This window comes from uncultured Shewanella sp., from assembly GCF_947491715.1.
Taxonomy (GTDB): Bacteria; Pseudomonadota; Gammaproteobacteria; order Enterobacterales; family Shewanellaceae; genus Shewanella.
The window spans coordinates 23,192-49,296 of sequence record NZ_CANLKR010000037.1 but is presented as its reverse complement, the minus strand read 5'-3'; the positions used below and the strand labels follow the sequence as shown (position 1 = coordinate 49,296).

General features: G+C 41.3%; 25 protein-coding genes. 8 read left to right on the top strand and 17 right to left on the bottom strand.

The features are described from left to right. Nucleotides 1–426 precede the first annotated feature (426 nt). Complete coding sequence (locus tag Q0779_RS19480) at nt 427–885, top strand: RNA-binding protein (RefSeq protein ID WP_298775223.1); 459 nt, start codon at nt 427–429, stop codon at nt 883–885. A gap of 27 nt (nt 886–912) precedes the next feature. Here Q0779_RS19480 and murI read toward each other — a convergent pair whose 3' ends face one another. Continuing rightward, nucleotides 913–1,698, bottom strand: coding sequence for a glutamate racemase (murI, locus tag Q0779_RS19475; RefSeq protein ID WP_298775221.1), 786 nt, complete (start codon nt 1,696–1,698; stop codon nt 913–915). A 220-nt stretch (nt 1,699–1,918) separates the two neighbouring features. On the opposite strand from murI, the gene trmA reads away from it, so the two are divergent. After that, on the top strand, nt 1,919–3,016 hold the full coding sequence (trmA, locus tag Q0779_RS19470; protein WP_298775219.1) for a tRNA (uridine(54)-C5)-methyltransferase TrmA: 1,098 nt from the start codon (nt 1,919–1,921) through the stop codon (nt 3,014–3,016). Nucleotides 3,017–3,053: 37 nt separating this feature from the next. Here trmA and fabR read toward each other — a convergent pair whose 3' ends face one another. Beyond that, complete coding sequence (gene fabR, locus Q0779_RS19465) at nt 3,054–3,674, bottom strand: HTH-type transcriptional repressor FabR (protein WP_298775233.1); 621 nt, start codon at nt 3,672–3,674, stop codon at nt 3,054–3,056. A 145-nt stretch (nt 3,675–3,819) separates the two neighbouring features. Here fabR and Q0779_RS19460 point away from each other — a divergent pair, with 145 nt between their 5' ends. The 3 genes from Q0779_RS19460 to mnmH all read left to right on the top strand — a co-directional run bounded on the left by Q0779_RS19460 (nt 3,820) and on the right by mnmH (nt 7,155). Continuing rightward, a complete protein-coding gene (locus Q0779_RS19460) occupies nt 3,820–4,926 on the top strand; it encodes a fatty acid desaturase (protein ID WP_298775216.1) in 1,107 nt (368 codons plus the stop codon). An 88-nt stretch (nt 4,927–5,014) separates the two neighbouring features. Further along, nucleotides 5,015–6,055, top strand: coding sequence for a selenide, water dikinase SelD (selD, locus tag Q0779_RS19455; RefSeq protein WP_298775214.1), 1,041 nt, complete (start codon nt 5,015–5,017; stop codon nt 6,053–6,055). Beyond that, nucleotides 6,055–7,155, top strand: coding sequence for a tRNA 2-selenouridine(34) synthase MnmH (gene mnmH / locus Q0779_RS19450; protein ID WP_298775212.1), 1,101 nt, complete (start codon nt 6,055–6,057; stop codon nt 7,153–7,155). Before selD ends, mnmH begins: the two co-directional genes overlap by 1 nt. On the opposite strand, the gene Q0779_RS19445 is transcribed toward mnmH, so the two are convergent. The 15 genes from Q0779_RS19445 to gspC form a co-directional block, all read right to left on the bottom strand. Continuing rightward, entirely contained in the window at nt 7,152–8,855 is a 1,704-nt protein-coding gene (locus tag Q0779_RS19445) for an MFS transporter (protein WP_298775210.1), read from the bottom strand. The two genes, mnmH and Q0779_RS19445, sit on opposite strands and share 4 nt — an antisense overlap. Before the next feature lie 122 nt (nt 8,856–8,977). Beyond that, entirely contained in the window at nt 8,978–9,787 is an 810-nt protein-coding gene (gene cysQ, locus Q0779_RS19440) for a 3'(2'),5'-bisphosphate nucleotidase CysQ (protein ID WP_298775208.1), read from the bottom strand. A gap of 68 nt (nt 9,788–9,855) precedes the next feature. Next, on the bottom strand, nt 9,856–10,410 hold the full coding sequence (nudE, locus tag Q0779_RS19435; RefSeq protein WP_298775207.1) for an ADP compounds hydrolase NudE: 555 nt from the start codon (nt 10,408–10,410) through the stop codon (nt 9,856–9,858). Between the two features lie 254 nt (nt 10,411–10,664). Then, entirely contained in the window at nt 10,665–11,426 is a 762-nt protein-coding gene (locus tag Q0779_RS19430; protein WP_298775205.1) for a type II secretion system protein N, read from the bottom strand. A 9-nt stretch (nt 11,427–11,435) separates the two neighbouring features. Beyond that, complete coding sequence (locus Q0779_RS19425; protein ID WP_298775204.1) at nt 11,436–11,912, bottom strand: type II secretion system protein M; 477 nt, start codon at nt 11,910–11,912, stop codon at nt 11,436–11,438. Nucleotide 11,913: 1 nt separating this feature from the next. Continuing rightward, nucleotides 11,914–13,125 (bottom strand): type II secretion system protein GspL, encoded by a 1,212-nt coding sequence (gene gspL / locus Q0779_RS19420; RefSeq protein WP_298775203.1) that lies wholly within the window; start codon nt 13,123–13,125, stop codon nt 11,914–11,916. Further along, the gene (gene gspK, locus Q0779_RS19415) at nt 13,122–14,234 is read right to left on the bottom strand and encodes a type II secretion system minor pseudopilin GspK (RefSeq protein WP_298775202.1); all 1,113 of its coding nucleotides are present in this window, start codon (nt 14,232–14,234) and stop codon (nt 13,122–13,124) included. The genes gspL and gspK overlap by 4 nt, the downstream gene beginning before the upstream one ends. 5 nt (nt 14,235–14,239) lie before the next feature. Then, nucleotides 14,240–15,010 (bottom strand): type II secretion system minor pseudopilin GspJ, encoded by a 771-nt coding sequence (gene gspJ, locus Q0779_RS19410; RefSeq protein WP_298775200.1) that lies wholly within the window; start codon nt 15,008–15,010, stop codon nt 14,240–14,242. After that, on the bottom strand, nt 14,961–15,380 hold the full coding sequence (gspI, locus tag Q0779_RS19405) for a type II secretion system minor pseudopilin GspI (protein WP_298775198.1): 420 nt from the start codon (nt 15,378–15,380) through the stop codon (nt 14,961–14,963). Before gspI ends, gspJ begins: the two co-directional genes overlap by 50 nt. Nucleotides 15,381–15,473: 93 nt before the next feature. Continuing rightward, on the bottom strand, nt 15,474–16,094 hold the full coding sequence (gene gspH, locus Q0779_RS19400) for a type II secretion system minor pseudopilin GspH (protein ID WP_298775196.1): 621 nt from the start codon (nt 16,092–16,094) through the stop codon (nt 15,474–15,476). Then, entirely contained in the window at nt 16,057–16,491 is a 435-nt protein-coding gene (gene gspG, locus Q0779_RS19395) for a type II secretion system major pseudopilin GspG (protein ID WP_298775195.1), read from the bottom strand. The genes gspH and gspG overlap by 38 nt, the downstream gene beginning before the upstream one ends. 63 nt (nt 16,492–16,554) lie before the next feature. After that, nucleotides 16,555–17,778, bottom strand: coding sequence for a type II secretion system inner membrane protein GspF (gene gspF / locus Q0779_RS19390; protein ID WP_298775194.1), 1,224 nt, complete (start codon nt 17,776–17,778; stop codon nt 16,555–16,557). A 3-nt stretch (nt 17,779–17,781) separates the two neighbouring features. Then, a complete protein-coding gene (gspE, locus tag Q0779_RS19385; RefSeq protein WP_298775231.1) occupies nt 17,782–19,353 on the bottom strand; it encodes a type II secretion system ATPase GspE in 1,572 nt (523 codons plus the stop codon). Next, nucleotides 19,325–21,529, bottom strand: coding sequence for a type II secretion system secretin GspD (gspD, locus tag Q0779_RS19380; protein WP_298775230.1), 2,205 nt, complete (start codon nt 21,527–21,529; stop codon nt 19,325–19,327). Before gspD ends, gspE begins: the two co-directional genes overlap by 29 nt. 192 nt (nt 21,530–21,721) lie before the next feature. Continuing rightward, on the bottom strand, nt 21,722–22,639 hold the full coding sequence (gspC, locus tag Q0779_RS19375; protein WP_298775192.1) for a type II secretion system protein GspC: 918 nt from the start codon (nt 22,637–22,639) through the stop codon (nt 21,722–21,724). A gap of 281 nt (nt 22,640–22,920) precedes the next feature. Between gspC and hslR the strand changes: the two genes are divergently transcribed. From hslR to Q0779_RS19360, 3 genes are all read left to right on the top strand, one after another. Continuing rightward, on the top strand, nt 22,921–23,310 hold the full coding sequence (gene hslR, locus Q0779_RS19370; RefSeq protein ID WP_298775227.1) for a ribosome-associated heat shock protein Hsp15: 390 nt from the start codon (nt 22,921–22,923) through the stop codon (nt 23,308–23,310). A gap of 25 nt (nt 23,311–23,335) precedes the next feature. Next, nucleotides 23,336–24,196, top strand: a complete 861-nt coding sequence (hslO, locus tag Q0779_RS19365; protein ID WP_298775190.1) for an Hsp33 family molecular chaperone HslO — start codon at nt 23,336–23,338, stop codon at nt 24,194–24,196. A 161-nt stretch (nt 24,197–24,357) separates the two neighbouring features. After that, nucleotides 24,358–25,899 (top strand): phosphoenolpyruvate carboxykinase, encoded by a 1,542-nt coding sequence (locus Q0779_RS19360; protein ID WP_298775188.1) that lies wholly within the window; start codon nt 24,358–24,360, stop codon nt 25,897–25,899. Nucleotides 25,900–26,105: the final 206 nt, after the last annotated feature.

Sequence of the window (26,105 nt, the reverse complement as noted above, 5' to 3'; positions counted from 1 at the left end):
CTACGCATTTCCTCGTGTGCGTCAAGTGTTTTTTTAAGAAGTTTTTCAATGATTAATTTCTTATCTCATCGAGCCACTTTAACTACTTGAAACGCTTGTCACCGCTGCTGTTTCCTATATCTCTAGGAAGCTGCTTTGCCGTGTCAGTGGTTGCGCATTATAGGGAGATTTGGAATGAGCGCAAGGGCTTTTTTAAAAAACATTGCCTATGTGCTTAGCTTTTATTCACTTTGCTTTTTTTTGTCGAAAAGCCATACAATTTAGACCAAAAACGATGAAATTGTCGTATCTTTAAGATAGTTAAACAGTGACTAAAGTTCGTTTTTCCATCACTAGACTAGTTTCACGTTAAATAATTCATTACCATGTAGCAGTTATTAACAGTTATTTATCATATTATTCATTAACTCTTTAGAGATTATATATATGCAAAAGCCATTCTTTATTGTCTTGCTCATTGCCATTCTTGGTGCTCTAGCAATATACCAACTTGCTCCAGCACTAAGCGGAGCTATTGCTTTTTTCACCGGCGCCATCATTGCTAGCGTCGTTTATTCTATTGTATCTAAATCAGCTTCTACCACATCTGATTCTGACCAACCCTATACAGGCCCCACGATGACACTCTACGTTGGCAACTTACCCTATCGTGTTCACGAAGGAGAAGTAAAAGCCTTATTTGGAGAATATGGTCCAGTCAATTCCGTTCGCTTAGTTCGCGATCGCAAAACCGGTAGACGCAAAGGATTTGGATTTATTGAAATGTCTGAAGCGGGAGCGAAAAAGGCAATGAACAAACTCAATGAATTCGATTTTCAAGAAAGAACCTTGAAAGTCAGAGAAGCTAAATCTCAAGATTCAGATAAAGCGGAAGCCAATAACTAAGTTTGCTTATCCATTCTACCTACATCATTAGCCAATATGGAACTGACTAACATTAACAAATCCATCATTGGCTAATTTATCTTTTAATACTGTAGGAATATTCTGCGCAGTATAGTAAGCCACACTCGTGATCTCGTCAGTTGAATAACATTCTTTCGCTAATAAAGAATACACTCTTGAAGCAATAGCCTGTTCAGAATCAAGCAAAGTCACATCCTCGCCTAATATTGTTTGAATATTATCTCTAAGAACAGGAAAATGAGTACACCCTAAAACTAAAATATCAATTCCCGCATTTTTTACTGGTGTGAGTATCGATTCAAGATGCTGCATATCGGGCTCGCAACCAATCATTTTGTTCTCCGCCAATAACACTAATTCGGAAGAACCAAATAAATGCACATCACAATCACTGGCAAACCGTTGAATCAAATCACGTGTATAACTGCGCGTGATCGTTGCAGGAGTCGCCAACAGACCAATGTTCTTTTGACTTGAACATTCTGCAGCCGGTTTGATTGCTGGCACCACACCAACAATAGGAATATTAAGCTGCTGCCTTAATATAGGCAAAACTAATGTACTGGCGGTATTACAAGCCACAACAACTAGAGCGGCTTTTTCACGCATAGCAATGTCACTGATGAGAGCCACACAGCCGGCGATCAATTCTTGGTCGTTAAGCTCCCCATAGGGTAATCTTGCATTGTCAAAGACATAGCAATAAGAAGCCTGTGGTAACACTGATTTTATTGTATTTAAAACTGATAACCCACCAATACCAGAATCAAAGACCAATATAGGACCTGCCAATATATACCTCTTACAAGCATCACGAAAAAGCACAGTTTCCCACACCTAACGTCAAAATCAAAAACCAAAACAATAATAATAGGCTGATCCACTCTCTTGTGAATCCAATAAACCTTTCTTGATGCGCCTTGACGCAGACATTTTGACTCATGCCGACACTCGCATATTAGCATCACTTGGGTATATAATTCCGCCCCCAATAGCCAATGATGATCAAGATATGAATTTAGCCGCAATGGATCCAACAACCTATGATGCGCAGCTCGAGCAAAAACGCATCAAGCTGGCACAATTATTTAGCCAGTTTGATACACCAAAGATGGAAATTTTTGCATCTGAGCCTGAACATTATCGCATGCGTGCTGAATTTCGTATATGGCATGATGGCGATGACATGTACTATTACATGTTTGATAAAGCGCTTAATGAGAAAGTACGCTGTGATCAATTTCTTCCCGCAAGCAAGCTCATCAATGAGCTTATGCCTGTATTAATAGAAAAACTAAAATCCAATACTTTGTTGCGCCACAAGCTGTTTCAAATAGATTTTCTCTCGACGCTGAGTGGCGAAATACTGGTTTCACTGCTTTACCACAAGCCCCTAGATCAAACATGGGAACATGAAGCGCAAGCATTAAAAACAGCATTATCAGAACAGTTTACCATTAACTTAATTGGCCGAGCTCGAAAACAAAAAATAATCATGGATAAAGATTTTGTTCTAGAATCTTTGATAGTCAATAACAAGCAATTGCAATATCACCAAATTGAGAACAGCTTTACTCAGCCAAACGGTAAAGTGTCTATTAAAATGCTTGAATGGGCGATTGATGCCACAAAAAATAGCACAGGTGACTTATTAGAGCTTTATTGTGGCAATGGTAATTTTTCCATCGCGCTAGCTCAAAATTTTAATAAAGTGTTAGCCACAGAACTGGCTAAGCCATCAGTAGAATCCGCGCAATATAATATTAAAGCGAACAATATTGATAACCTACAAATTATTCGTATGTCTGCTGAAGACTTCACTGATGCAATGGCAAAAAAGAGAAGCTTTAGACGACTGGAAGGTATCGACTTAGACAGTTACGAATGTAATACCATTTTTGTCGATCCTCCAAGAGCAGGACTCGATACCAATACCATCAAACTTGTTCAACAATATGAACGTATTGTGTATATCTCATGCAACCCTAATACGCTTATCGATAATTTAAGTGAATTGGCTCAAACACACAATATCAGTCGCTTTGCATTATTTGATCAATTTCCCTATACCGATCATATGGAATCGGGTTTGTTATTAGAAAGAAAATAAACAAACGATGGCTTAAAGTGGGTTATTCCACTAACGATTAACTCACTTTGGGCATTTGTTTTTTCTGTAACGCCTCCGCTCCCTTTGCCACCATACGTAATTGTACCACCAGCTGATCTGCCAGCTGTTTTCGTTCAACACGCTTCATGTCTAGGGCAGCAGCCCCCGCGTTAAAAACTAACGTCACTAATGATTCTGCTTGTGCTCTGGCCAATACCGGATGGCGCTGTGTTGTTGATTCAGTATAATGCGTTAATTCTGAAATAAAATGCTCTATTTCCCGCGCAACGGCACCACGAAAGGGCGCCGAAGTCCCTGAACGCTCATGCAATAGAATACGAAAAACATTGGGATTGGATTCCAGTACCTCCATGAAAGTATCGACAGAAATACGAATAACACTGCCACCTTCTTCAGCCCGTTGACGCCCCTTACGCATCATTTGCCTTAAGGTTAATCCACCTTCATCAACCATGGTTAATCCAAGTTCATTCATATCTTTAAAATGACGATAAAAAGAGGTGGGTGCGATATTGGCTTCTCTAGCAACTTCTCGCAAACTCAAACTGGAAAAGCTCCGCTCTGCGCTTAATTGATTAAAAGCAGCATCAACTAATGCTCGACGGGTTTTCTCTTTTTGCAATGCTCTAATGCCCATACTGGTTCCACTCACACAACAGTTAAAACGAATAATACCGTTTTTTACAGCAAAACGCAGCAAGAGAAGAAACCTTGACCCCAACGAAGAAGCACGTTAAATTAGCTTACACATGTAAGCTCAAAATGAAATTGATAGAGATATAATGAAAAAGCCGCCTTTAATTTGGACCAATGTCAGTTTATTTACCCTCACCTTTTTAGGTGCGGTCATTTTGGTACCTTGGTATGCCATGACTCAAGGATTTCAAACATCTGAATGGATTGCCTTTGTCGTACTCCTTTTTGCCAGCGGTATGTCTATTACTGGCGGGTATCATAGATTATGGTCTCACCGTACCTATAAAGCACATGCATCAGTTAGATTCCTTTACGCACTTGGCGGCGCCTTAGCCATACAAAATAGTGCACTGCATTGGTCCTCAGATCATCGCATTCATCACAAACATGTTGATAATAATGACATCGATCCTTATTCGGCTAAAAAAGGATTTTGGTACAGTCATATCGGATGGATGCTAAGAGAGTATCAAGCACACCGTTACAATGACTATAAGAATGTACGTGACTTACAAAATGATAAAATTGTTATGTGGCAACATAAGTATTATGTCCCTTTAATGTTACTCATGAATATTGGATTACCCGTTCTTTTAGGTTGGTTAAATGGCAATATTATCGGCATGGTACTGCTAGCGGGTTTATTACGCTTAGTCGTGAGCCATCATTTCACCTTCTTTATTAATTCACTAGCCCATATTTGGGGCAAACAAACCTATACCGATAAAAATACCGCTAAGGATAATGGCGTTATAGCACTACTGACTTACGGTGAAGGCTATCATAACTTCCATCATATTTTTGAGAATGATTACCGTAATGGCATAAAGTGGTGGCAATATGATCCCACTAAATGGATGATTAACATTTTTGCTAAAGTCGGATTAGCCAGCCAATTACGTGTCGTTCCTCAAGAACGCATAGAAAGTGCAAAATTAAAAATGCAGTTGCAAAATACACAACACAAAATTGCACATTTACCTAATAAAGAAGAAGTGTTAACCATCATACAGTCTGAATACGACCTCATGAAAAGCCATTTATTAGAATATTATGAGGCTCAAAAAGTACTGCTCGACGCCAAGAAAAAGCAATTAGTGAATGAACAATTAATGCTACAAGTCGATCATCTAAAGGAACGTTGGCTACAACAGAAGAAAAACTGGCGAGTGCTAACTTCCCTATACGTATAAAATCAATGATTAGTGCCTCTGGCTAATATTAAAACTTGCTTTCGCCTTATATGATAATCCTTAATGATTATTTATATAAGGCGAAACCATGCAGGATGCAGCAATAAAATTAACCCAATATAGTCATGGTGCAGGCTGTGGCTGCAAAATATCGCCTTCAGTATTAAGTACCATTCTTGCTTCAACACTTCCCACATTTAACGATTCAAATATCATTGTCGGTAATCAAAGTCGAGATGATGCCGCAGTCTATCAATTAAACAACACCACAGGCATCATTAGCACTACCGATTTTTTTATGCCAATAGTTGACGATCCTTTTACCTTTGGCAGAATTGCCGCGACCAATGCTATTAGTGATATCTATGCTATGGGAGGTCAACCTATTATGGCAATCGCTATTTTAGGGTGGCCCATTAATCAACTTTCCGCTGAAATCGCACAACAAGTTATCGATGGAGGACGTCAAGCCTGCCACGATGCCAATATCATGCTTGCTGGCGGGCACAGCATAGATTCACCTGAGCCTATTTTTGGATTAGCAGTAACAGGACAAGTGGCGCTGGATAAACTTAAAAAGAATAATACTGCCCAAGCTGGTGATAAACTCTACCTGACGAAACCTCTCGGTATAGGGGTATTAACCACAGCTCAAAAACAACAAAAGCTTGAACATGCAGATAACCATATTGCGATTAATGCCATGTGTCAGCTCAATAACATCGGTCCTCTTATTGCAAAAATAGATGGGGTCACTGCCATGACAGATGTCACTGGGTTTGGGCTTGCTGGCCATTTACTTGAGATGTGTCAAGGATCAAATCTTAATGCAGACATAAATATCGCATCACTGCCACTGCTCCCCCGTATCGAGGAGTATATTAAAATGAACTGTATTCCGGGCGGTACACATCGAAATTACGAAAGCTATCAAGCGAATTTACCCTCACTCACTCATGAGCAAAAAGCAATACTGTGCGATCCACAAACCAGCGGTGGACTCCTTGTATCTGTCAATTCAAGCGCAGAGCAAGCTTTATTGCACCTAAGCGAGAGTCAGCGACAGCCCCTTTATTATATTGGCCAGCTTCATGCCAAACCCAGCTCGCATACAATCAATTTACGCTAATGTCAGAAGACACCATTTCGCCTTCTAGTTACTCATCCATTTTTATTAATGATCATCCTCTTATTGATGTTAGAGCCCCTGTAGAATATAGAAAAGGGGCCTTTCCACACAGCCATAATCATTATCTACTTCACGACAATGAACGCACTCTGATTGGTACCTGTTACAAACAATACGGGCAAACTGCCGCGATCAATTTAGGTTATTCGCTCATAAAAGGAAAAACAAAACAACAGCGCATCAATCAATGGCTCCAATACCTCATACAGCAGCCTCATGCCTATCTCTACTGTTTTAGAGGCGGATTGCGTTCACAAATTGCTCAGCAATGGCTTAAAGAAGCAGGCTATACGGTTCCTTTCATTGAGGGAGGTTATAAAGCCATGAGGCACTTTTTAATCCAATCTATTGATAATGCCTGCCACTCACAATCTTTGATTGTTATTAGCGGTTCAACTGGCAGCGGTAAAACCGAGTTATTATCAAAATGGGATAATAGTATTGATCTCGAGGCCATTGCCAAGCATAGAGGATCCAGTTTTGGGCAGTGCTTTGAACCTCAACCCAGCCAAATTAATTTTGAGAACACACTGGCTATTAAACTGCTCAAATTACAAGTCAAGAACACCCGCTGCTTATTAATTGAAGACGAAAGTTACCTTATAGGGCGAGCAGCAATCCCCAGAACCTTCTACCAAAAAATGCAAGCCGCCGATATTATCGTACTGGAAGAAACAATGGAAAACCGTGTTTCAAGGATCCTTAACGATTATATTATTAGCATGCGTCAAGGTTTTATCGCCCAGCTAGGTATCGACGAAGGACAAAGGACTTGGCAAGAATATTTAACACAAGGACTGATGCAAATCAAAAAGCGTTTGGGCGGAAAACTGCATGATGAATTGCAACATCATTTAAACGTCGCTTGCCACCAATATGAAAATAATCGTGACTGTGATGAACATCGAATATGGATAACCAAATTACTCAAGAATTATTATGATCCTATGTATCAATATCAGCTCAATAAAAAGCAGAGTAACATTGTTTTCAAAGGCGATATTTTCTCTATTAATCAATGGCTAAACACTAAAGCCTAAGCAATAGCAAGGTTGACTTTACTCCGAAAAGACATAACGTCATTTGCATTGAGGGTTACTGTTAATTTTGGTGGCTGAATTTTCATATCAGAAAAGAGAACGTGAAATTCGACATCTTGGATCACAACCCAATTTCCAGCATCCAAATCTTTCATTAATAATCCATCAATAGATGGCTGTGTAGACTCTAATGCATCAGAGATCACAATATAATGTAGATGCTGTGACAACCAAGCTTTGAAACCCTTTTCATTTTTATGATTATCACTCACAAAAAACATCTTTCTACCGCTCATCCCCTGTAATATCACACGCTCTAGCGTCGATAATTCACGGTTTATTAGTAATACCGCTCCCCCACCCACTAACTTTTCGATCCCTTCAACTTTTACTCGCAAGAAAATATGCCGGAACACATAACTGATACAAGCAAAAATAAAGCTGGGAAAAGCCCAAATGAGATAAATTAAAACCAGTAAATTAAGCGCTGACAACAGAGTAAACAGTTGTAAAATACTCCAAGAAAATGTGCCTAGCAAAATCATAGACAACACAGCGGAAGCAATCATAAACACGGCATTAGCAATATTATTGACCGCTATCGCTTGAGCACAATGCCCATCTTCGGATTTGACTTGAATAAAAGCATATAGAGGCACAATAAACAATCCACCACTCACACCAATCATGAACAAATCAAATATGATCCTATAATGATCTCCTCCAGTAATAAACGTAATCGCACTGTAAACCGTTCCAGAATGGACTTCAAGCAGCGTCACAGCCAAAGGTAAGTCGAATCCAAATACCGCTAAACCGATTAACCCCAATAAAGCCACTCCCAGCTCAACCTGTCCAAATGAAAGTCGTCCACAAATGAGAGAACCTATACCAATTCCCATCGAAAACAAGAGCAAAAGTAAAGAAACAACTGTCGCATCACCTTGTAAATGCACTTTAGAAAAATTGGGGAACTGAGTGAGATAAGTCGCCCCTAAAAACCAAAACCAACTGATCACAATGACACATGCCCAAATTGCGGGTTGCTTTTTTACATCCTTAATCATTTTCCAACCACCCGAGAAAGGCGCAAACTTTACCTTTTGATGGGCAGACAGAGAAGGAACTGAAGGGATCATGACACTGGCAGCATAACCAATGATCGCCAATGAAAACACTAAAAGAGCCGACAGTCGCCCTTGAGGATCAAAATCAACAATCAATCCAGCGCTGAGGGTGCCAATCAAAATAGCAATAAAAGTTCCTAGCTCAACCCAAGCATTGCCTCGAATAAGTTCATGCTCATATAAAGCACGAGGTAAAATAGAATACTTAACTGGACCAAAATAAGCTGATTGTATTCCCGTTAAAAACAGTAATAACAGCATAATTAAATAACTATGCGTTAAGATAGCTACCATAGCACAAGCCATAATAACAATTTCTAATAACTTCAACCTGCGGATCAATAACGCTTTATCAATATGATCGGCAATCAAGCCTGCATGGGCAGAGAACAATAGAAATGGCAGAATAAATAGCCCTGCGGCTAAATTAACAAATAAATTGACACTGATAGGTAAACTATTAACTTGGGAGTATGTCACCATCAGCAGAAGAATATTCTTGAATAAATTGTCATTTAACGCACCCAAGCATTGCGTCACAAAATAAGGTAAAAAACGGCGAGTAACGATCATATTGATATTCCTTAATGTAAGGCTCAATACGACCAGCCTCAGTGCAATGTATTACGCTAATTCATACCAAAAACAACACCCAACATACTGCCAAAAAGTGAAATGCTTAAATTGGCAAAACGTTACTCACCAATTAAAATCTTATCCCACTCTAAATGAGGTGCACCCACCACAATAAAATTAGGGTTTTCTAAACTCTCACGTTCATTATAGGACAAAGGTTGCAATTCTAGATCCATTACCTCTCCACCAGCCTCTTCTATAATAATTTGAGCCGCTCCAGTATCCCATTCACCTGTAGGGCCAATACGCACATAGCAATCTGCTCTGCCTTCTGCAACCAAACAACTCTTTAATGCCGCCCCTCCTAAGGTCACAAGCTCGCAATGCTTATGTTGATGAAATAACTTGATAACTGATTGTGGATCTTGACGTCGACTCACCGCTAAACGCAAAGAGGGATCATCATTTTCAATAAATCGACTGTGGATCCTCAGCTCGGCTGAGCCATGACGTTTATACGCACCTAGACCTGCAATCGCGTAATAACAGACTTCCGTCATTGGCACATAAACAACCCCCATAATAGGCCGATTATGTTCAACCAAAGCAATAATCACAGAGAAATCGCCACTGCCCGCAATAAACTCTCCCGTGCCGTCGAGCGGATCCACCAACCAATAACGCTGCCATTGCTCTCGCTTCTCAAGGGGAATATCGGCATCTTCTTCCGATAGAATAGGAATGTCGGGAGTCAATATCATCAAAGCCGAAGTAATAATATTATGCGCCGCCAAATCTGCAGAAGTCACAGGGGTATTATCTGACTTCATTTCACGCTGAAATGTCCCTCGCTGATAAATATCCCTGATGGTTTCTCCAGCATCCTTTGCTATATCGATAACTTGTTCAATATAATGTTCTGGCTTCATATACGACTCCAACAGCCCACAATGTTAAAAACGGCATAGATTAAAAGTAAATAAGCGTCATGAATAGTCTACTTAAGCTTGAGATGCTTTTGCGCTAAAAACAAGGCGCAAACACTACGCGATTCAGAAAAGTCATTCTCAAGGAGTAAATCTTGCCAATGTTCAAGTGGCCATGTTACTAACTCAATAGGCTCAGGTTCATCCCCTTCTAATTTGTTCTCATATAAGTCTTCAGCGAGAAATATTTGCATTTTGCTAGAAAAATAACTGGGTGCCAAGCTTAGCTCCATCAAATGGGTCAGTTTTTTAGCTCCATAACCAATTTCTTCCTGTAGCTCTCTATTAGCCGCTTCAATGGCACTCTCACCGGGATCAATCAAGCCTTTTGAAAAACCCAATTCATAACTGTCAGTGCCCACGGCATACTCACGACCCAATAACAATTGTCGATTATTCAGCACTGGCACCACCATGACAGCCCCTCGACCTTTGCCTTTCATTCTTTCATACTGTCGGCATTCTGCATTTGAGAACTGAAGATCCACTTGCTCAATATGAAACAAGCGGCTCTTTGCAACCGTGTGAGTATCCAATATTGTGGGTTTCACCTGTTTTTTATTCATTTGGCTTCATGCTCATAATCTATCCTCTATGAACATCATCTTACTACGACCTAGTTGAACCACAACTTTAATTTTAGACAAAATATTCAGGGAATTCATCAAACAACAAAAACGCCCACTGATAAAGTTAATCAGTGGGCGTTAATCATTTAATGGTCAAAAATAACAATATTGTTAGAACCGCTGAATCATTAGGATCTCTACAATCCGGGAGTTAACATCATTATATAATTTCGGAATAGAAAATATAATACCTACAATCCGGGAATGGCCCCTTTATAATTCAACGTGTAATAACCCTGACTGTCTTTAGCCCCAAACTGACTTAGCATCTTTTTAAGATCGGCTGGTTGATCGGCTGTTTCTTTCATTTTAGCGTCTATGGCAACACGATTTTTATCTTGCAACAATAAGGTCCCGACTAAACCAAGACGATTCATTTTCTCGTCGGTTTTAAATTCAATATCACCATTAACGCAGCTTAACGCAAAGGAAATGTCCCCTAAAGGATAATCACCAAATTGATTATTCACTTTAGCTTGATTAATAATCGCTGTTCCCGATAAAGTCTCACACCAAGCTTCTCCAGAGTCGAACTCATTGAGAAAGACACTCATATCGCCATCTATTTTAGTTCTAAAAGGCAATACCTTTTGCCCTAATAGTATAGGAATAGGCGCCTCAAATCGAAATGCTTCAACGTATAAACCAGAAAAAGACGCGCGTAGTAATCCCCTAGCATTAATTGGAGTGTTACGCTCACCAAGGCTAAAATCAACTTGAACTTGGCCCAAAAACAAGCGCCATGGACTTAAGTCCCATTTTAATGTATCCAGCGGACGACCTTCAAAAGTCACACTATCAATGCTTCCCTGCCACACGCTACCAGACACGTCACCAATTGATAACCCACTAGGCAAAGCGACAAATCTCATTGCAAAATTAGCAGGAAGCGTCGCCACTAGAAAAATAAGGTAAATGAATAGGCCAATAATTATTTTCTTCGTTAAACTCACATTAACACCTTACAAAGAGAACTGAATACGACGAACAGAGACATAACCAGGTTTATCGACAGCCGCAATATCGATGCTATCAAGCGAGAGACCTTTTTCTTGAACAAGATTGCTCACATAATCTAGCAAGGAATCAAAAGGGACATCACTCATCCAAACTTGAATTTTATTACCTTGGGGCTGCATCCGTGTGATCTCAAGTTCGTATTGTGCCGCAGTTTGATTCACGACCGTACTCAAGCTCCCTCTAAATTTGCCATTACCACCCGCCTTCTTAAGCCCTGCAATGAGATTGGCCTTTTGCTTAACATAATTCAATGTTTGCTCTTGAGCGGTAAGATTTCTCTTAGCATTCATTTCAGCATTATCAATGGGTGTCCACACTCCCCAATAAATAAAACCGACCACTAAAACAACAGCACAAGCCGCGACCATTTGCTGCTCGCGCAACACTAATCCTCGCCACCATGTTTTTAAGTTTTCCATGTTATTTCGCCTTTATTGTTAGGGTGCTCGTCACTGCAGAATCAGTACTGTTCATCGCCCCAGCATCTAAGGTATAAGACCGCGATACTATGTCTTTAAACTTCTCAATTTGACCATAACTTTTGGCCGACACTTGCATTCTCAGCTCATTACGCGCACCATCAAAACGCATAGTGGTCGGCTTTAATTCTTTCACTTGAGAAAAACCGCCTTCAATGCCTGCGAGCATAGAAAAGAATTGACTGTTGCCTCGCGTATTTCCTTGTAAGCCTCTTAAATAACCATCAATCTGAGTCCTCACATTCACCACACGGGAACTGCCTGGCACGACTTGCTTATAAATCGCTTCTGTTTGCGCTTTCAGTGTTTGTGTCTTTGCATCCATTTGATAAATAGTTAAGCCTTTATTGACTAATGCGAGCACAAATAATACACCAAACAAAATCGCTGTATTTCCCCAAAGGGATAAATACTTAGCATATTCACGCTTAGGTTTATACAAGCCTGTTAACAAGTCTAAAGGTGCAGATGCTAAACCTTTAGCCAATGTCAGCATAGGTAATTCCAGTGGCTGCTGACGGATCTCTGTTCCGGCTAAAGCAAGTTCTGTATAACCTGCTACAGTGATCTCTTCTTCATTGTTTGTTGCCAAATGATCCTGTGTAATCAAATGCACCAAGGCGGTATCTACCCAATCTTTTGACAAGGCGACCCCACTGCTCTCACCGGTTCTTAATAAATAATCTTCTTCAAATTGCATTGCCGCCCAATGGCACTCCTCTAAAGGTAGCGCAAGACAATCTGGAACAATGCGCTGTATCGATAACTGCGCATCGCTAAGCCAAGCTAGCCATAATTGCATTTGCTCATGGGAAACGACGCCCACAGGCAAACGAGAACCTTGAGTTTTACCAACGACAAAATGTAACTCATCAACATCTTGAGCAAGATTTTCTTCTAACATGAAAGGCAGCGCTTTAATCGCTTGCCTTTGATTACCTTCGGGTAAGTCCACCGACGTTAATGTAATCGTCGACGTTGGCACTAAAATATCAACAGGTCTATGACCGGCTCGCTCAGTGAGGGTCGATAATTCATCAACATGGCTTAACTGTCCCGATGCGATTATCTCTTGTTCTTGTTCTGACCACACGAGCCAGAAACACGTTTCTTCAGCTGTCTGGCCTAATCGGATAACTAATCGTTCGCTCACTTTCTCTTCTCCGGATCTTCTTGTGAAATTCCCATTTTCTCTTCTTCACTTAAAAATGAGCTAGACTCTTCTTTCACTGGTAATACTATTTTTCTATCACCAAACTGACGTGAAATAACGGACAACTTGTTATCCGAACCCCGCATTAACACACTTTTCAAACGAAAAATTGCACGATCAACTTTGGCACCTGCACGTAATAGAAAATAATCACTGTCAATGCCAAAACTCGACGCTAATGCCTCATCAGAGGTTTTAAAGCTACTAATCGATGAGTTTGCCCAAAAGTCCTCAATGGACTCGTAGCCATCTGCAGGTCTTTGGTTAATGATGCCTTCCGCCTCACCAACAGATATTTTATTTTCAAACATCCCTGCCAATATCGGCGCATCTTCTACCTTTATGGTATTCACATTCAGCACTTGTTGGTCATTACCAGGAATAGCACAAACAAAAGGCGCTATTCGCATATAAATGTCCTGAGTAAAGCCCATAATGGCTCGAAGCTCACTCTTATCAAATAGCAGAGTATTCGCAGAACGGTAGGGTACCGTTCTGGATTCATATTCTGCATCTTCAGCGCCATAAGCACTGGTTGTCGTATCCTCATCGGTATAGTCTTTCAAAGTGGCGGCAAGGGTATCAGCCGAAAACTGATCCATCCCCATTGCCACTAACAATCCTGCAAATTGCCGCATAGGTAAACTGGGCTTACTTTGCCCCGTACTTGCGTCTTCTTCTGTCGCAACAGATAATGCATTGACGTTAAAGCAAGATCGCATATCTTTAATTTCACCCGCAATCTCTCCCAATTCGACGGGAAAAACCAAACCCGATTGCGCCCAGTACTGTTGCAGATTGACACTTTCTTCATCATCTTCAAAATCTTGGGTGAGTATTTTCTTAGCCAACTCTTCGGCCGATAAGGCATACCAGTAAGCTTGATCATACTGCGCCACATTCATTGTACGCCTAACAGATAATTGGTTAAGGGAGGTAATATTCGTTGCGACGATAGCAATCATCGCAATAATGAGGATCACAACAATTAAGGCAACACCTTTTTGTTGAGTGGGCTTAGATGATGAATGGCTATTGGACCTGATCATTAATGCTATCCCTTACTGCCATTTGAACCAGAACCATTTGAATCAGAACCATTTGAACCAGAGCCATTTGAACCAGAACCATTTGAACCAGAACCATTTGAACCGGAGCCATTTGATGAATTGTCTGTTTCTGGCATTGCATCAACTAATAAAAATTTCCGCATCACTTTGCCTAAGCCTTCCAATTCAATTTGCATGCTAATAGCTTGTGGCAATGTGCTTGCATCCACTTTCCGCTCCCATTTACCGTCAACAAAAAAAGAGTACTCAACGGATATCACATTTTTCATCACGACGGTTTTGATGGGCTCAGCCCCCATCTCGGGCTCAGGATAAGGGTAATACCAACGCTCTAAATTACCTTCTTTAACGACATAAGCAACCGACTGCAATGTCCCTCTTGGTAACATCCCATCAGGGTTTAGCCAGCCTAAACGGAAAAAAACCATGGCTTCGGATTCTGAATCTAAAATATCACTGCCAGTTTGAAACACCGTACTCCCTCTTCCCCCTTCAAACAACCTTGGCGTACGAGGCACCATCTGATTAAAATCTCTCTCAATCATGCCAAAGCCTTGCTGCATCGCTTTGAGTTTGGCAGAAAAATCTCGCGTGCTTTCATCATTAAGCATCACGGTATGTAACACGGTATTCGATGCCAACCCAATCATGGCGAAAATCGCAATGGCAATGAGCATCTCAAGAAGCGTAAAACCTTGCTGATGATTAATTCGAGTCATTTGAGCCACTGCTATCGCTTGAGTCATTAAATACATAAGTACTCACTTCTGCGATAGTCCGTTTGAAGTTATCAGTATCACTCACACTCACTTTCACCAATCGAAACTTATCATCATCGGTTTTAATCACTTGCTGGCGCCAATACCAATCTCTGCCTGCTAATGTGGTTTGTCCATCCTTGCGCCCTACATCGGGGAAAGTCGTACTCAATTTTACATCTACAAGCTGATTATCGACCACCCATTGCGCTAATGTTCGCTCTTCTAAAATGGGCATATTACTGATTAATTCGCTTAAGCTTTTCGTTATTGCAATTGCCGCAATAGAAAACACTGCCAAAGCCACAATGACTTCAAGTAATGTCATACCTTTCATATGACTCAAAGTCGACCGACGCATTCTCATCACTTGCTCCCTACATCATACAAGAGAAAAAAAGCAAGAAGATAGGGCAAGGCATGGGCTAAAATGAGCATGCCATGAAAATCAAGGCCGTTTTTATTTCTCATCATCATCCCTACCTAATACAATGCGGCCAAACGCATCACCAATAACCTTGACATCAATGTAGTTATCCGAATCATCTCGACCGGAAAAAGTCAGTTCAAATGCCGACATTTCACCACTTGGAAATAAAAGGATCTGTGGCTCGGGGAATTTTTTCTTCTCTTCATCGGTTTTTTCAATAAATGGACCATCACCGGTCCAGGAACTCGTCTCTTCCTCATCATCCTGCACTAAAGGTAAGCCTTCAACGACCAATGTCATTTCAACACCGGGATCCATTTCTCGCTCGCCTAATAAACGATCATTTTTCAATGGCTGCCATTTACCCTCATCATACAAAACAAATTGATAATGATTGGGTTCCACGACAATACCGACAAAATCACCGCTCATGACCGTTTCATCGAGTACCAACTCAACCGATTGCTTAAATTGTTGCGCCGTTTTTTCTAAAGCACGATCTTTCCCTGCTCCACTCATACTCAAAGTGACAGCTGCCGCTGCCAGCCCCATGAGCAAAACAACCAGCAACACTTCCATTAAAGTGAAGCCTTTTTGGCGCAACATAGTCATATTATTGATACTGCTGTAGATTCCAATTACCAATGTCATCTTCAGTACCCGCTTGGCCATCTGGACCGGCACTAAAGACATCTATTTTTCCATGCTCACCAGGACTCAGTAGCATATAATCATTACGCCATGGATCTTGAGGTAAACGCTTCAAATAACCATCTGGACGATAGTTACGAGGCTCTGGTGAAATCGTCGGCTTTTGAACTAAGGCCTCTAAACCTTGCTCAGTCGTTGGATAAATACTGTTATCCAAACGATACATATCTAAGGCATTTTCTAAAGCCACTATGTCAGACACCGCTTTTTGCTGATCCGCTTTATCTTTATTTCCCATCAAATTAGGAACAACCATAGAAGCAAGGATCCCCAAAATCACGATAACCACCATGACCTCTAATAGGGTAAAACCTTTTTGCTTATTTCGTTTTTGCATGAACAACTCCCTCAAAGATTGTGCGGTTAACGTATTTTAAGTCAACCACTTACTTAATTTAATTTATTGGCTCACCATGTTATTAAGCTCTAAAATAGGTTGTAAAATAGCCAGAACAATAAACAAGACTATCACCGCCATACTGACAACCAATACAGGCTCAAACACACCTAAAGCAATATTCACATTTGATTCGAACTCTCTATCTTGTGTATCTGCTGCCCGCTCCAACATGTTCTCGAGTTCACCACTTTTTTCTCCTGATGCAATCATATAGAGCATCATGGGCGGGAAAAGCTTCGTATTACCTAACGCGGCCCCTAACCCCGTTCCTTCGCGTACACGTGCTGTCGCCTCTTCTACCGCTTGCTTCACTCTCACATTCACCAACACATCACTGGCAATTCGCATCGCATCCAATAAGGGCACTGAACTTGCCGTCAAAATGCTTAATGTTCTTGCAAAACGCGCTGTATTAAGACTCTTACTGACTTTACTCACCACAGGTAATCGCAATAACAATGAGTCGTACCTCATACGATACTTATCGATGCGCAATAACCTTTTTGCAATGACAAAAAAGCCAATCAGTACCCCCAATACTATCAGGCCATAGTCCCGAATAAAATCAGAGGATGAAATCAATAATTCTGTGGTCCAAGGCAGTTCTTGGCCCATATGCTGAAATTGCCCAACGACTTGTGGCACAACAGCCGCTAACAAAATAGCAATGACGCCAATAGCGACCACCGTTAACACCACAGGATAAATCATGGCTTGCATCATTTTATTTTTCAGTTGCTGACGACGTTCGGTGTAATCCGCCAAACGGTTGAGCACAACATCGAGATATCCTGACTTTTCGCCTGACGCCACCATAGCACGATATAAATCATCAAAAATATGTGAAAATTCGGCTAACGAGTCGGCAAATGTATACCCTTCAACGACACGCGAACGAACTGCCATCACCATACTGGCAAGCCTATCTTTTTCACATTGCTGCCCAACAGCTTTAAGCGCTTCTTCAATAGGCAAGCCCGCAGCCACAAGGGTCGATATTTGACGAGTGATCAATGCCAGTTCAGCAACAGAAATCCCCCGCTTAAATAACGCAACCCCTTTGGATTTTTGTTTAGCTTCTTTTTCGGCAACGGCGGTAATTTCTAGCGGCATCAAGCGTAATTCGCGTAATTGTGAACGCGCATGCTTAGGCGTGTCGGCCTCAACAACCCCTTTTTGTTGCTTACCTTTATTATCTAATGCCTTGTACTCAAATGCTGGCATTGATTATTCCTCCCGGGTCACGCGTAATACTTCTTCGAGGGTGGTTTTGCCCGCAATGACTTTGCTCATGCCATCAATGCGAATACTCGGCACTGTTTTACGAATATGTTTTTCAATGGCCAACTCACCGCGACCATCATGGATCAGTCCACGAACATGATCATCTACCGTCAATAACTCATGAATACCGGTACGGCCTCGATATCCATTATAACCACATGATTTACAGCCCTTGGCTCTAAAAATAGTTTGTGTATCACTAATCTCAATGCCTAATAATTCACGCTCACGCTCATCAGGCAAATGCTCTTCTTTACAGTCATTACACAAGGTACGAATAAGCCGCTGCGCCAACACGCCCAATAGACTTGAAGACACAAGAAAAGGCTCAACCCCCATATCCTGTAAACGCGTGATAGCCCCTGATGCGGTATTGGTGTGCAAGGTTGAAATTACCATATGACCCGTTAAAGAGGCTTGTACAGCGATTTGCGCGGTTTCTAAATCACGGATCTCACCAATCATGACCACATCGGGATCTTGACGTAAAATCGCTCTTAAGCCACGAGCAAAAGTCATATCAACTTTGGTATTCACCTGAGTTTGACCAATACCCTCCAGTTCATACTCTATGGGATCTTCAACGGTTAAAATATTGGTGTCAACAGAATTAATATCCGTCAGGCCAGCATAAAGCGTGGTACTTTTCCCCGAGCCCGTTGGGCCTGTCACCAAAATAATACCGTGAGGACGCCTGATTAAATCATCGAATTGGACACGAACATTTTCTGTCATCCCCAGCTGAACTAGATTCAAGTTGCCAGCGTTCTTATCTAATAAACGCAGCACCACACGTTCACCGTGACTCGATGGCATAGTTGAGACCCGCACATCCACAGCGCGGCCACCAATACGTAAGGATATACGACCATCTTGCGGAACACGTTTCTCAGCAATATCAAGGCGTGCCATTACCTTAATACGCGATACCAGTAATGAAGACAATTTACGGTTTGGCTTGAGAACTTCCTTTAATACTCCATCCACTCTGAACCTAACAATCAATTGCTTTTCATAGGTTTCAATATGAATATCAGAGGCTTCCTCTTTAATTGCCTCAGACAACAAGGCATTAATAAGCTTAATGATGGGGGCATCATCATCCCCCTCAAGCAAATCTTCTGTTTGCGGCAACTCTTCAGCCAGTGTGAACAAATCCATTTCATTGCCAATGTCTTCCATCATTTGCTGCGCTTCAGATGAATTGGCTTGATAAGCCTGAGTTAATTTAGCTTCAAATTCGCTGTCTTCAAGCTGTTTAAGCGGGACATTTTTTCCCACATAACGTCTCGCTTCCAGTAATGCCTCAAAAGGCGTCGATGCCACATGAAATAAGGTTAATTTACCCTCTTCAGCTTTATCTAATGCCAAGCTAAAACGATTAGCAAAAGCAAAAGATAACCGCTCTTTGTTGTTGGAATAAAGCGTTTCATCGACTTCGGTCTCAACCGACATCTCAAGTTCATTTGTCGCCTGCATTAACTCTTCAGTTTGCATTACTTCCACCTGATCCACTTTGCTCAGCATCAACTGCTTCTTGAGCCGCTTTAATCTTAGCCTCTGCTTCTGCGGCCGCCTCTTGCTTATCTTTCTCTTTATTTTCAGTAATCGTTCTTAAGGTTGAATTCGTTTCGCGCATGCGAGTATCTAACCCTTGGCCTTGCTTATAACGCTCTAATATATCATTCACCTCAGGCCCAACATGCTCACTCATATTCCACTCAGGCAGCACAGGAACACTGCTATTTGGCATTAAGTTAATGCCTTTGTCGTCTTGCTCTAACTGCAAGGCTCTAAAGTAATTGTACTTACGCCCTGAGATCCCTTGCATTGTCATGCCATCTCGAATAATGGTCGGCTTAATAAAGACCATCAAATTTTTCTTGGTTTTCTTACTTGAAGACGATCTGAATAATTGCCCAAGCCAAGGGATATCCCCTAAGAAAGGCACCTTTTGCACACTTTCTTGTACTTCTTCGTTAATCAAGCCGCCCAGCACCACAATTTCACCCGAGTCCGCCATCACAGTGGTGGTTAAACGCCGTGTCGAAAAAGTCACATCCACACTGGTATTACCGTTAACCCCAGACACTTCCTGCTCAATAATCAGTTTTACCGACGTGCCTTCGTTCACAAGTGGCGTCACTTTCAGTTTTACCCCCACCTCTTTACGCTCAACGGACTGAAACGGATTGCTGTTGTCAGAGCTCGCTGTAGAGCCTGTGATAACGGGCACCTCATCACCCACAATAAAAGACGCTTCTTGGTTATCAAGGGTCGTGATTGATGGTGTCGCCAACACATTAGATGTGGTATCACTGGATACTGCTTGAACCAATGCGCCAAAGTCCCCTGCCGCTAACCCCCACGCCATGCCATTGACTTTAGCGAGTGCAGTAGCCAAAGTCGTGATATCGCCCAAAACCTCGGGATTATCTGTACAGACTGGATTGGTGGTTCCTATTGTACAAGTTTGAGTGGCTTTAGTCGGCTGAGCATCCCACACACCGGCACCAATCTCCCCAATAGTTGGACCAATATTATTAAACTGAGTTCCCCCTCCTAGAGCACTGGCCATTTGGATACCAAAGCCCACATTATCCCCTTCGGCCACCTCGACAATAATGGCCTCGACCAGCACTTGTGCACGGCGAATATCTAACTGATCGATAACATTCTCAAGTGTTCGCATTTGATCAGGCTCGGCGCTGATCACTAAAGCATTGGTATCAGTATGGGCCATAATATTAATGTCGTTGCGGCGCTGACTACTTCCCGCACTCGATTTAGTCTTAGACTTTTCATCAGCCAGTTTTTGAGCGAACCCTGTTAATACTTCAACTAAGTCTTCGGCCTTAGCATAGCGCAAATAACGTACTTTAATATTACCTGTAGTGGCCTGATCCGCATCCAATTGCTTAATTAAGCTCACCACACGTTCACGGCTTTTTTCATCGCCACTCACCACAACCGAATTTAAACGCTCATCGGCAACCACTTTAGGGGCTTGCCCAGGCAGCTGGGCCTGATTACCCGTGGTACGATATAAACTTTCAATAATACGCACCATTTCACTGGCTGAAGCAAACTTTAGGTTCACCACTTCAACTGTGGTATCGCCTTGCTTATCCACACGATGCACTATGTCGACCAATTTATTAACAACGGCGGCACGACCCGTAATCATCAATACGTTAGATTGGTCATAATTCACGACATTACCACCACCAGCATTATCATTAAGCTGACGTAATAACGGCGCCAATAATTTCGCTTCGGTGTTATACAAAGGCACAACCCGAGTCACCATCTCATCGCCCATACCAGGCGACGCATCATCAGCGACTCTAATCGCGGCCGTTTTAGCGTCTTTATCTTTGATAACTTTAATGATGTTATTTTCAACTTGAACGGCCGCGTAACCGTATACCTGCAATACATTCAGGAAAAATTGATAATACTGTTCTTCATCCAGTAAGTCATAACTTCGAACGTTAATCTTTCCACGAACAGTGGGATCAACAATAATGGTTTTGTTCAGGTTTTTGCCGACAATATTGATGAACTCTTCAATGTCTGCGCCTTTAAAATTCGCGGCAAATTGCTCAGACCACGCAAGCGATGGGGTTAGTAACGCTGCGCCCATCACGAGTCCAGCGACTAAGCTTCGCTTAATACTTTTCTTATCTATCATCAACCTTCCCCTGAAATTTTTCTAAACGTGCGCCCCAAACACCTTGTCAAATGACCAAAAAGCACCAATGAAATGCTTACACTTTTCATTTGAACGCACAAAAAAATGTTATCTGCTTATACTATTATTGCGTATTATATTCTTCATTAATCCAGCATGAAATATCGTTTACTCTTAAACTGATCCTCTTCACTGAGGCAAACTAAACATGATCTCAATTAATTGTCCTTTTCTTTCTACCATTAACGACATTTCCGTTAACTCGGGTAACGACGACATGACTTCTAATGCTTGCCCCATATCAGTCAAATCATAGCCATTAATCGATTTCGCTAAATCATTAGGTTTCAATCCAGACTCTGCAAATAAAGCTCTATCTTTTCCTGCATTTAGGCGATACCCTTGAAGTTCACCTCCCTTTCTAACAGGTGAGATTGATAAATAATCCGTAATTTTCCCAGGATCGGAAACCAACTCATCTCGAGACGTTTTCAACCTTTGAGAAACGGCCTTGTTTGTTCTATGATCGATTTTTCGCACATCATTACTCGTCTTCGCTTTCTGTAGCTGTTTATTCGCTTGTCCTTGTGCTTCATACTTCAAACCGTCAAGCATTAAGGTTTCATAGCGACCATTATTGGTAATAATGATGCGATCCGCATAAACCTCTTTAAGGGAAGCCGATGTCCCTTTAATTTTATCTCCCAGACTATAGGTCTCTTGTCCGCCACTTGAGGCGATAACAGCCAAACCTTGCTTTTCTCTTGTGGAAGCCACCACCCCTGTTAGTTGGATAGATAAGGTTGTTTTAGGTGCATCGGTTATCTGCTCGACCACATTCTCTTTTGGCTTATCTTCCGCTTCAGCCGTATACTGACCAAATAATGCCAATCTCTCAATATCTTTAACATTAACTTTACCTGCACTGCTGATCTCCACTGGAATAGGTTGCCAGTTAACTGCCGAACTTGTACTGGGTACCATTTTCCACGTAATTTGTGCGAGTAAAGATAAACTCAATAACATGCCAGACCAAAAAATGATATTATTAAGTGGCCTTTGGGGTATCTTAGCTATTTTTGTAAAAATCGTATCTAGTAAATCCATAATTAATTGGCCCCTCTTATTTATAGGCCTCGACTTTGTTTACGTTAATTTAGCAATTAATCCACCATGCTAACCTAGACAGTTAATAGCAACAAGCCCATAACGCGAGCAATATTGGCGCAAAACGTTCAAATATGCTACCTTGACAGTCTTAATACAAGTGCGAAATACATACAGAATCTTAATATTTCAAATACACAAGAATAAACACTCTCAGTGTGATCATTACTTTTCCCTTATTTTACATGATTTTAAACAAATTGTGATACTTTATGTTAGAAATGAATAAATCAGAACAGCAAGTTCGCTTAGATAAATGGCTCTGGGCGGCCCGATTTTATAAGACCAGGGCCATAGCAAAAGACATGATCAATGGCGGAAAAGTGCATTACAACGGTCAACGGGCCAAATCCAGCAAACTGGTGGAAATTGGAGCAAAAATCAGGTTGCGACAAGGTTTTGACGAAAAAGAAATTGTTGTCATTCAACTCTCTGAAAATCGACAAAAAGCCACTATCGCTCAAACCTTATACTCAGAAACCGCAGAGAGTGCCGCTAAACGTGAAACCTATGCCGAAGCAAGAAGATTAAATATTCTTAACAACCCAGCTCCCGCGCAGAAGCCAGATAAGAAACAGCGCCGCCAACTCATACGATTTAAAGAAAGTTAATTGATAAAGAAAAAGAGATTGTAGAATGAATAAAGATACATTACATCGCTATTTATTTGAGAATGTAGATGTGAGAGGTCAAATAGTACAACTTGAAGAAAGTTACCAAGCGATATTAGCCGCACACCCATACCCTGTAGCCATTCAAAATCTACTTGGGCAATTAATGTCGGCAACATCGTTATTAACTTCTACGCTAAAATTTGAAGGCGACATTAGTGTGCAACTTCAAGGTAATGGCCCTGTATCATTAGCAGTCATCAATGGTGATGATAAACAACAGTTAAGAGGGGTGGCACGATTTTCTGATACCCTTCCTGACAGTGACAACTTACAGCAACTCTTTGGCCAAGGGCACATGGTCATCACCCTCACTCCCAAAGAAGGTGAGCGCTATCAAGGTGTCGTGGCATTAGACAAACCCAGCTTAAGCCAATGCCTCGAAGCGTATTTCTCTCAATCGGAACAATTACCCACAAAAGTGTGGCTATTTGCCAATGGCCAACATACAGCCGGTATGTTATTACAAGTCTTGCCAAGTGAAACAGAACAAAATGATGCATTTGAGCATTTAAGCATGATAACCGATACGATTAAAGCTGAAGAACTTTTCTCTCTAGACACTCAAACAGTTTTACATCGTTTATATCATGAAGAGGACATTAGGCTCTTTGAACCAATGAAAGTTAGCTTTAATTGCCGCTGCTCTAAAGAAAGAAGTGCACAGGCCATTCGCAGTATTGCTAAAAGTGAAATTGATGACATTATCAAAGAACAAGGGAAAATTGAAATGGGGTGTGAATACTGCAACACCCAATACACATTCGATAGCATTGATATTGAAGCTATCTTCTCAGATATTCAATATACTGAAAATAAACAATAAAAAATATCAACCTTGAAATAAAGGCATATTCATTGTGCCTTTATATCACTTTTTTCAATTTCTGCTCACCTATTTTCTATCGCCTAAGTTACAATCAATTTCGACCATAAACTGACAACAAAGATCAGTACCTCATTGTATAACAAACGGAGATTATCCCTATGGCGGACGGAATCAACCGCAAACACCTTAACCTCTCGGCACAAGCGTTAATTGATTTTGCACTCAAACGTAATGAAGGAGAGCTCACCTCAACAGGCGCGATTATAGCCAGAACAGGCTCACGCACAGGTCGCTCTCCTAATGATAGATTCATCGTTAAAGAACCCTCTACCGAAAATGATATCGATTGGGGGAAAGTCAATCGTCCCTTTGATCCAGAAGCATTTAACGCCTTATGGAAAAGAGTAGAAACCTATTTAAGCGATAAGGAAACCTTTGTTTCCGATTTAGAAGTTGGCGCCGATCCCGAACATTATCAACCACTAAAAGTGACAACAGAATATGCTTGGCATCAACTTTTTGCTCGAAACCTGTTTATCGTGCCAGACCAATTCAATGCACAAAATAAACCCGTTTGGGAAATTATTAATGCACCGGGTTTTAATTGTGATCCCAAAAGAGATGATACGCATTCCGATGCAGCCGTGATCATTAATTTTGCTGAACGAAAAATATTACTCGCAGGCTTAAAGTATGCCGGTGAAATGAAAAAGTCCATGTTTTCTGTGCAAAATTTCCTACTAACAGAACATCGAGTTTTGCCGATGCATTGCTCAGCAAATGTGGGACATCAGGGAGATACCACCTTATTTTTTGGATTGTCAGGCACAGGAAAAACCACACTATCGGCCGATCCCAAACGCTTATTGATTGGTGATGATGAACATGGCTGGGCGGCTGGAGGCGTCTTTAATATTGAAGGCGGTTGTTATGCTAAATGCATCGATTTAAGCCAAAAAAATGAACCCGTTATTTGGAATGCGATCCGTCATGGCGCAGTACTCGAAAACGTGGTGCTTGATGAAAATAAAACACCAAATTATCAAGATAGTAGCCTAACTGAAAATACCCGCGTCGCTTATCCGCTTGAGCATATTGAACAGCGAAAATTAGAAAATAGAGGTAATGAACCCCATGCTGTGGTCTTCCTTACTTGCGATGTATCAGGGGTGTTACCACCGGTATCCAAATTAACCAAAGCACAGGCAGCCTATCACTTTCTCTCTGGTTATACCGCTAAAGTAGGCTCAACAGAAGTGGGTTCAACCTCAGCAATACAATCGACTTTTTCAACGTGTTTTGGCGCGCCATTTTTTCCGAGACCCGCCAGTGTTTATGCCGAATTACTCATGGAGCGCATAGCGTCTTTCAATAGCCAAGTTTACCTTGTAAACACAGGCTGGACAGGGGGGCCTCACGGTGTCGGTAAACGTTTTGACATTCCAACGACAAGAGCCATTATTGACGCCATTGTGAGTGGGGAGCTCAAAGAAACTGAAACGCAACACTTAGAAAAGCTCAACTTGCATGTGCCATTATCAGTGTCTGGAGTTAGTAAGCAATTATTAAATCCCATTGAAACTTGGGAAGATAAAGATCAGTATGCTGAATTTGAACATGCCTTAGCCTTGAGTTTCCAAGACAACTTCAAACAGTATCGAGTATCAGAGGATATCCGCAATGCGGGACCAAACCTATAAAGCGTTCTGTTCTATTGTGACAACAGAATAGCCTAGCGCTGACGCTATATAAAAATACAGGTTATCTTTCGAGATAAGTGACTCAAAAGATAACCTCCATACAATCAGGTGCTGAAAAAGGCACTTGCTTTTAAATCATAACCGCATGAATAAACCAGCTTTAAATTAACAACCATTTGTTTTGTCGTATTTCAACACCGTCATGT

Bases quoted from the DNA above. Each gene is read 5' to 3' on its own strand.
- gspK (WP_298775202.1), bottom strand. From the start codon at position 14,234: ATGATCAGGTCCAATAGCCATTCATCATCTAAGCCCACTCAACAAAAA.
- Q0779_RS19425 (WP_298775204.1), bottom strand. From the start codon at position 11,912: ATGGAAAACTTAAAAACATGGTGGCGAGGATTAGTGTTGCGCGAGCAG.
- Q0779_RS19480 (WP_298775223.1), top strand. From the start codon at position 427: ATGCAAAAGCCATTCTTTATTGTCTTGCTCATTGCCATTCTTGGTGCT.
- Q0779_RS19460 (WP_298775216.1), top strand. From the start codon at position 3,820: ATGAAAAAGCCGCCTTTAATTTGGACCAATGTCAGTTTATTTACCCTC.
- gspI (WP_298775198.1), bottom strand. From the start codon at position 15,380: ATGAGAATGCGTCGGTCGACTTTGAGTCATATGAAAGGTATGACATTA.
- selD (WP_298775214.1), top strand. From the start codon at position 5,015: ATGCAGGATGCAGCAATAAAATTAACCCAATATAGTCATGGTGCAGGC.
- mnmH (WP_298775212.1), top strand. From the start codon at position 6,055: ATGTCAGAAGACACCATTTCGCCTTCTAGTTACTCATCCATTTTTATT.
- fabR (WP_298775233.1), bottom strand. From the start codon at position 3,674: ATGGGCATTAGAGCATTGCAAAAAGAGAAAACCCGTCGAGCATTAGTT.
- gspG (WP_298775195.1), bottom strand. From the start codon at position 16,491: ATGCAAAAACGAAATAAGCAAAAAGGTTTTACCCTATTAGAGGTCATG.
- trmA (WP_298775219.1), top strand. From the start codon at position 1,919: ATGAATTTAGCCGCAATGGATCCAACAACCTATGATGCGCAGCTCGAG.
- hslR (WP_298775227.1), top strand. From the start codon at position 22,921: ATGAATAAATCAGAACAGCAAGTTCGCTTAGATAAATGGCTCTGGGCG.
- cysQ (WP_298775208.1), bottom strand. From the start codon at position 9,787: ATGAAGCCAGAACATTATATTGAACAAGTTATCGATATAGCAAAGGAT.
- hslO (WP_298775190.1), top strand. From the start codon at position 23,336: ATGAATAAAGATACATTACATCGCTATTTATTTGAGAATGTAGATGTG.
- gspJ (WP_298775200.1), bottom strand. From the start codon at position 15,010: ATGTATTTAATGACTCAAGCGATAGCAGTGGCTCAAATGACTCGAATT.
- gspH (WP_298775196.1), bottom strand. From the start codon at position 16,094: ATGACATTGGTAATTGGAATCTACAGCAGTATCAATAATATGACTATG.
- gspF (WP_298775194.1), bottom strand. From the start codon at position 17,778: ATGCCAGCATTTGAGTACAAGGCATTAGATAATAAAGGTAAGCAACAA.
- gspC (WP_298775192.1), bottom strand. From the start codon at position 22,639: ATGGATTTACTAGATACGATTTTTACAAAAATAGCTAAGATACCCCAA.
- Q0779_RS19360 (WP_298775188.1), top strand. From the start codon at position 24,358: ATGGCGGACGGAATCAACCGCAAACACCTTAACCTCTCGGCACAAGCG.
- nudE (WP_298775207.1), bottom strand. From the start codon at position 10,410: ATGAATAAAAAACAGGTGAAACCCACAATATTGGATACTCACACGGTT.
- Q0779_RS19445 (WP_298775210.1), bottom strand. From the start codon at position 8,855: ATGATCGTTACTCGCCGTTTTTTACCTTATTTTGTGACGCAATGCTTG.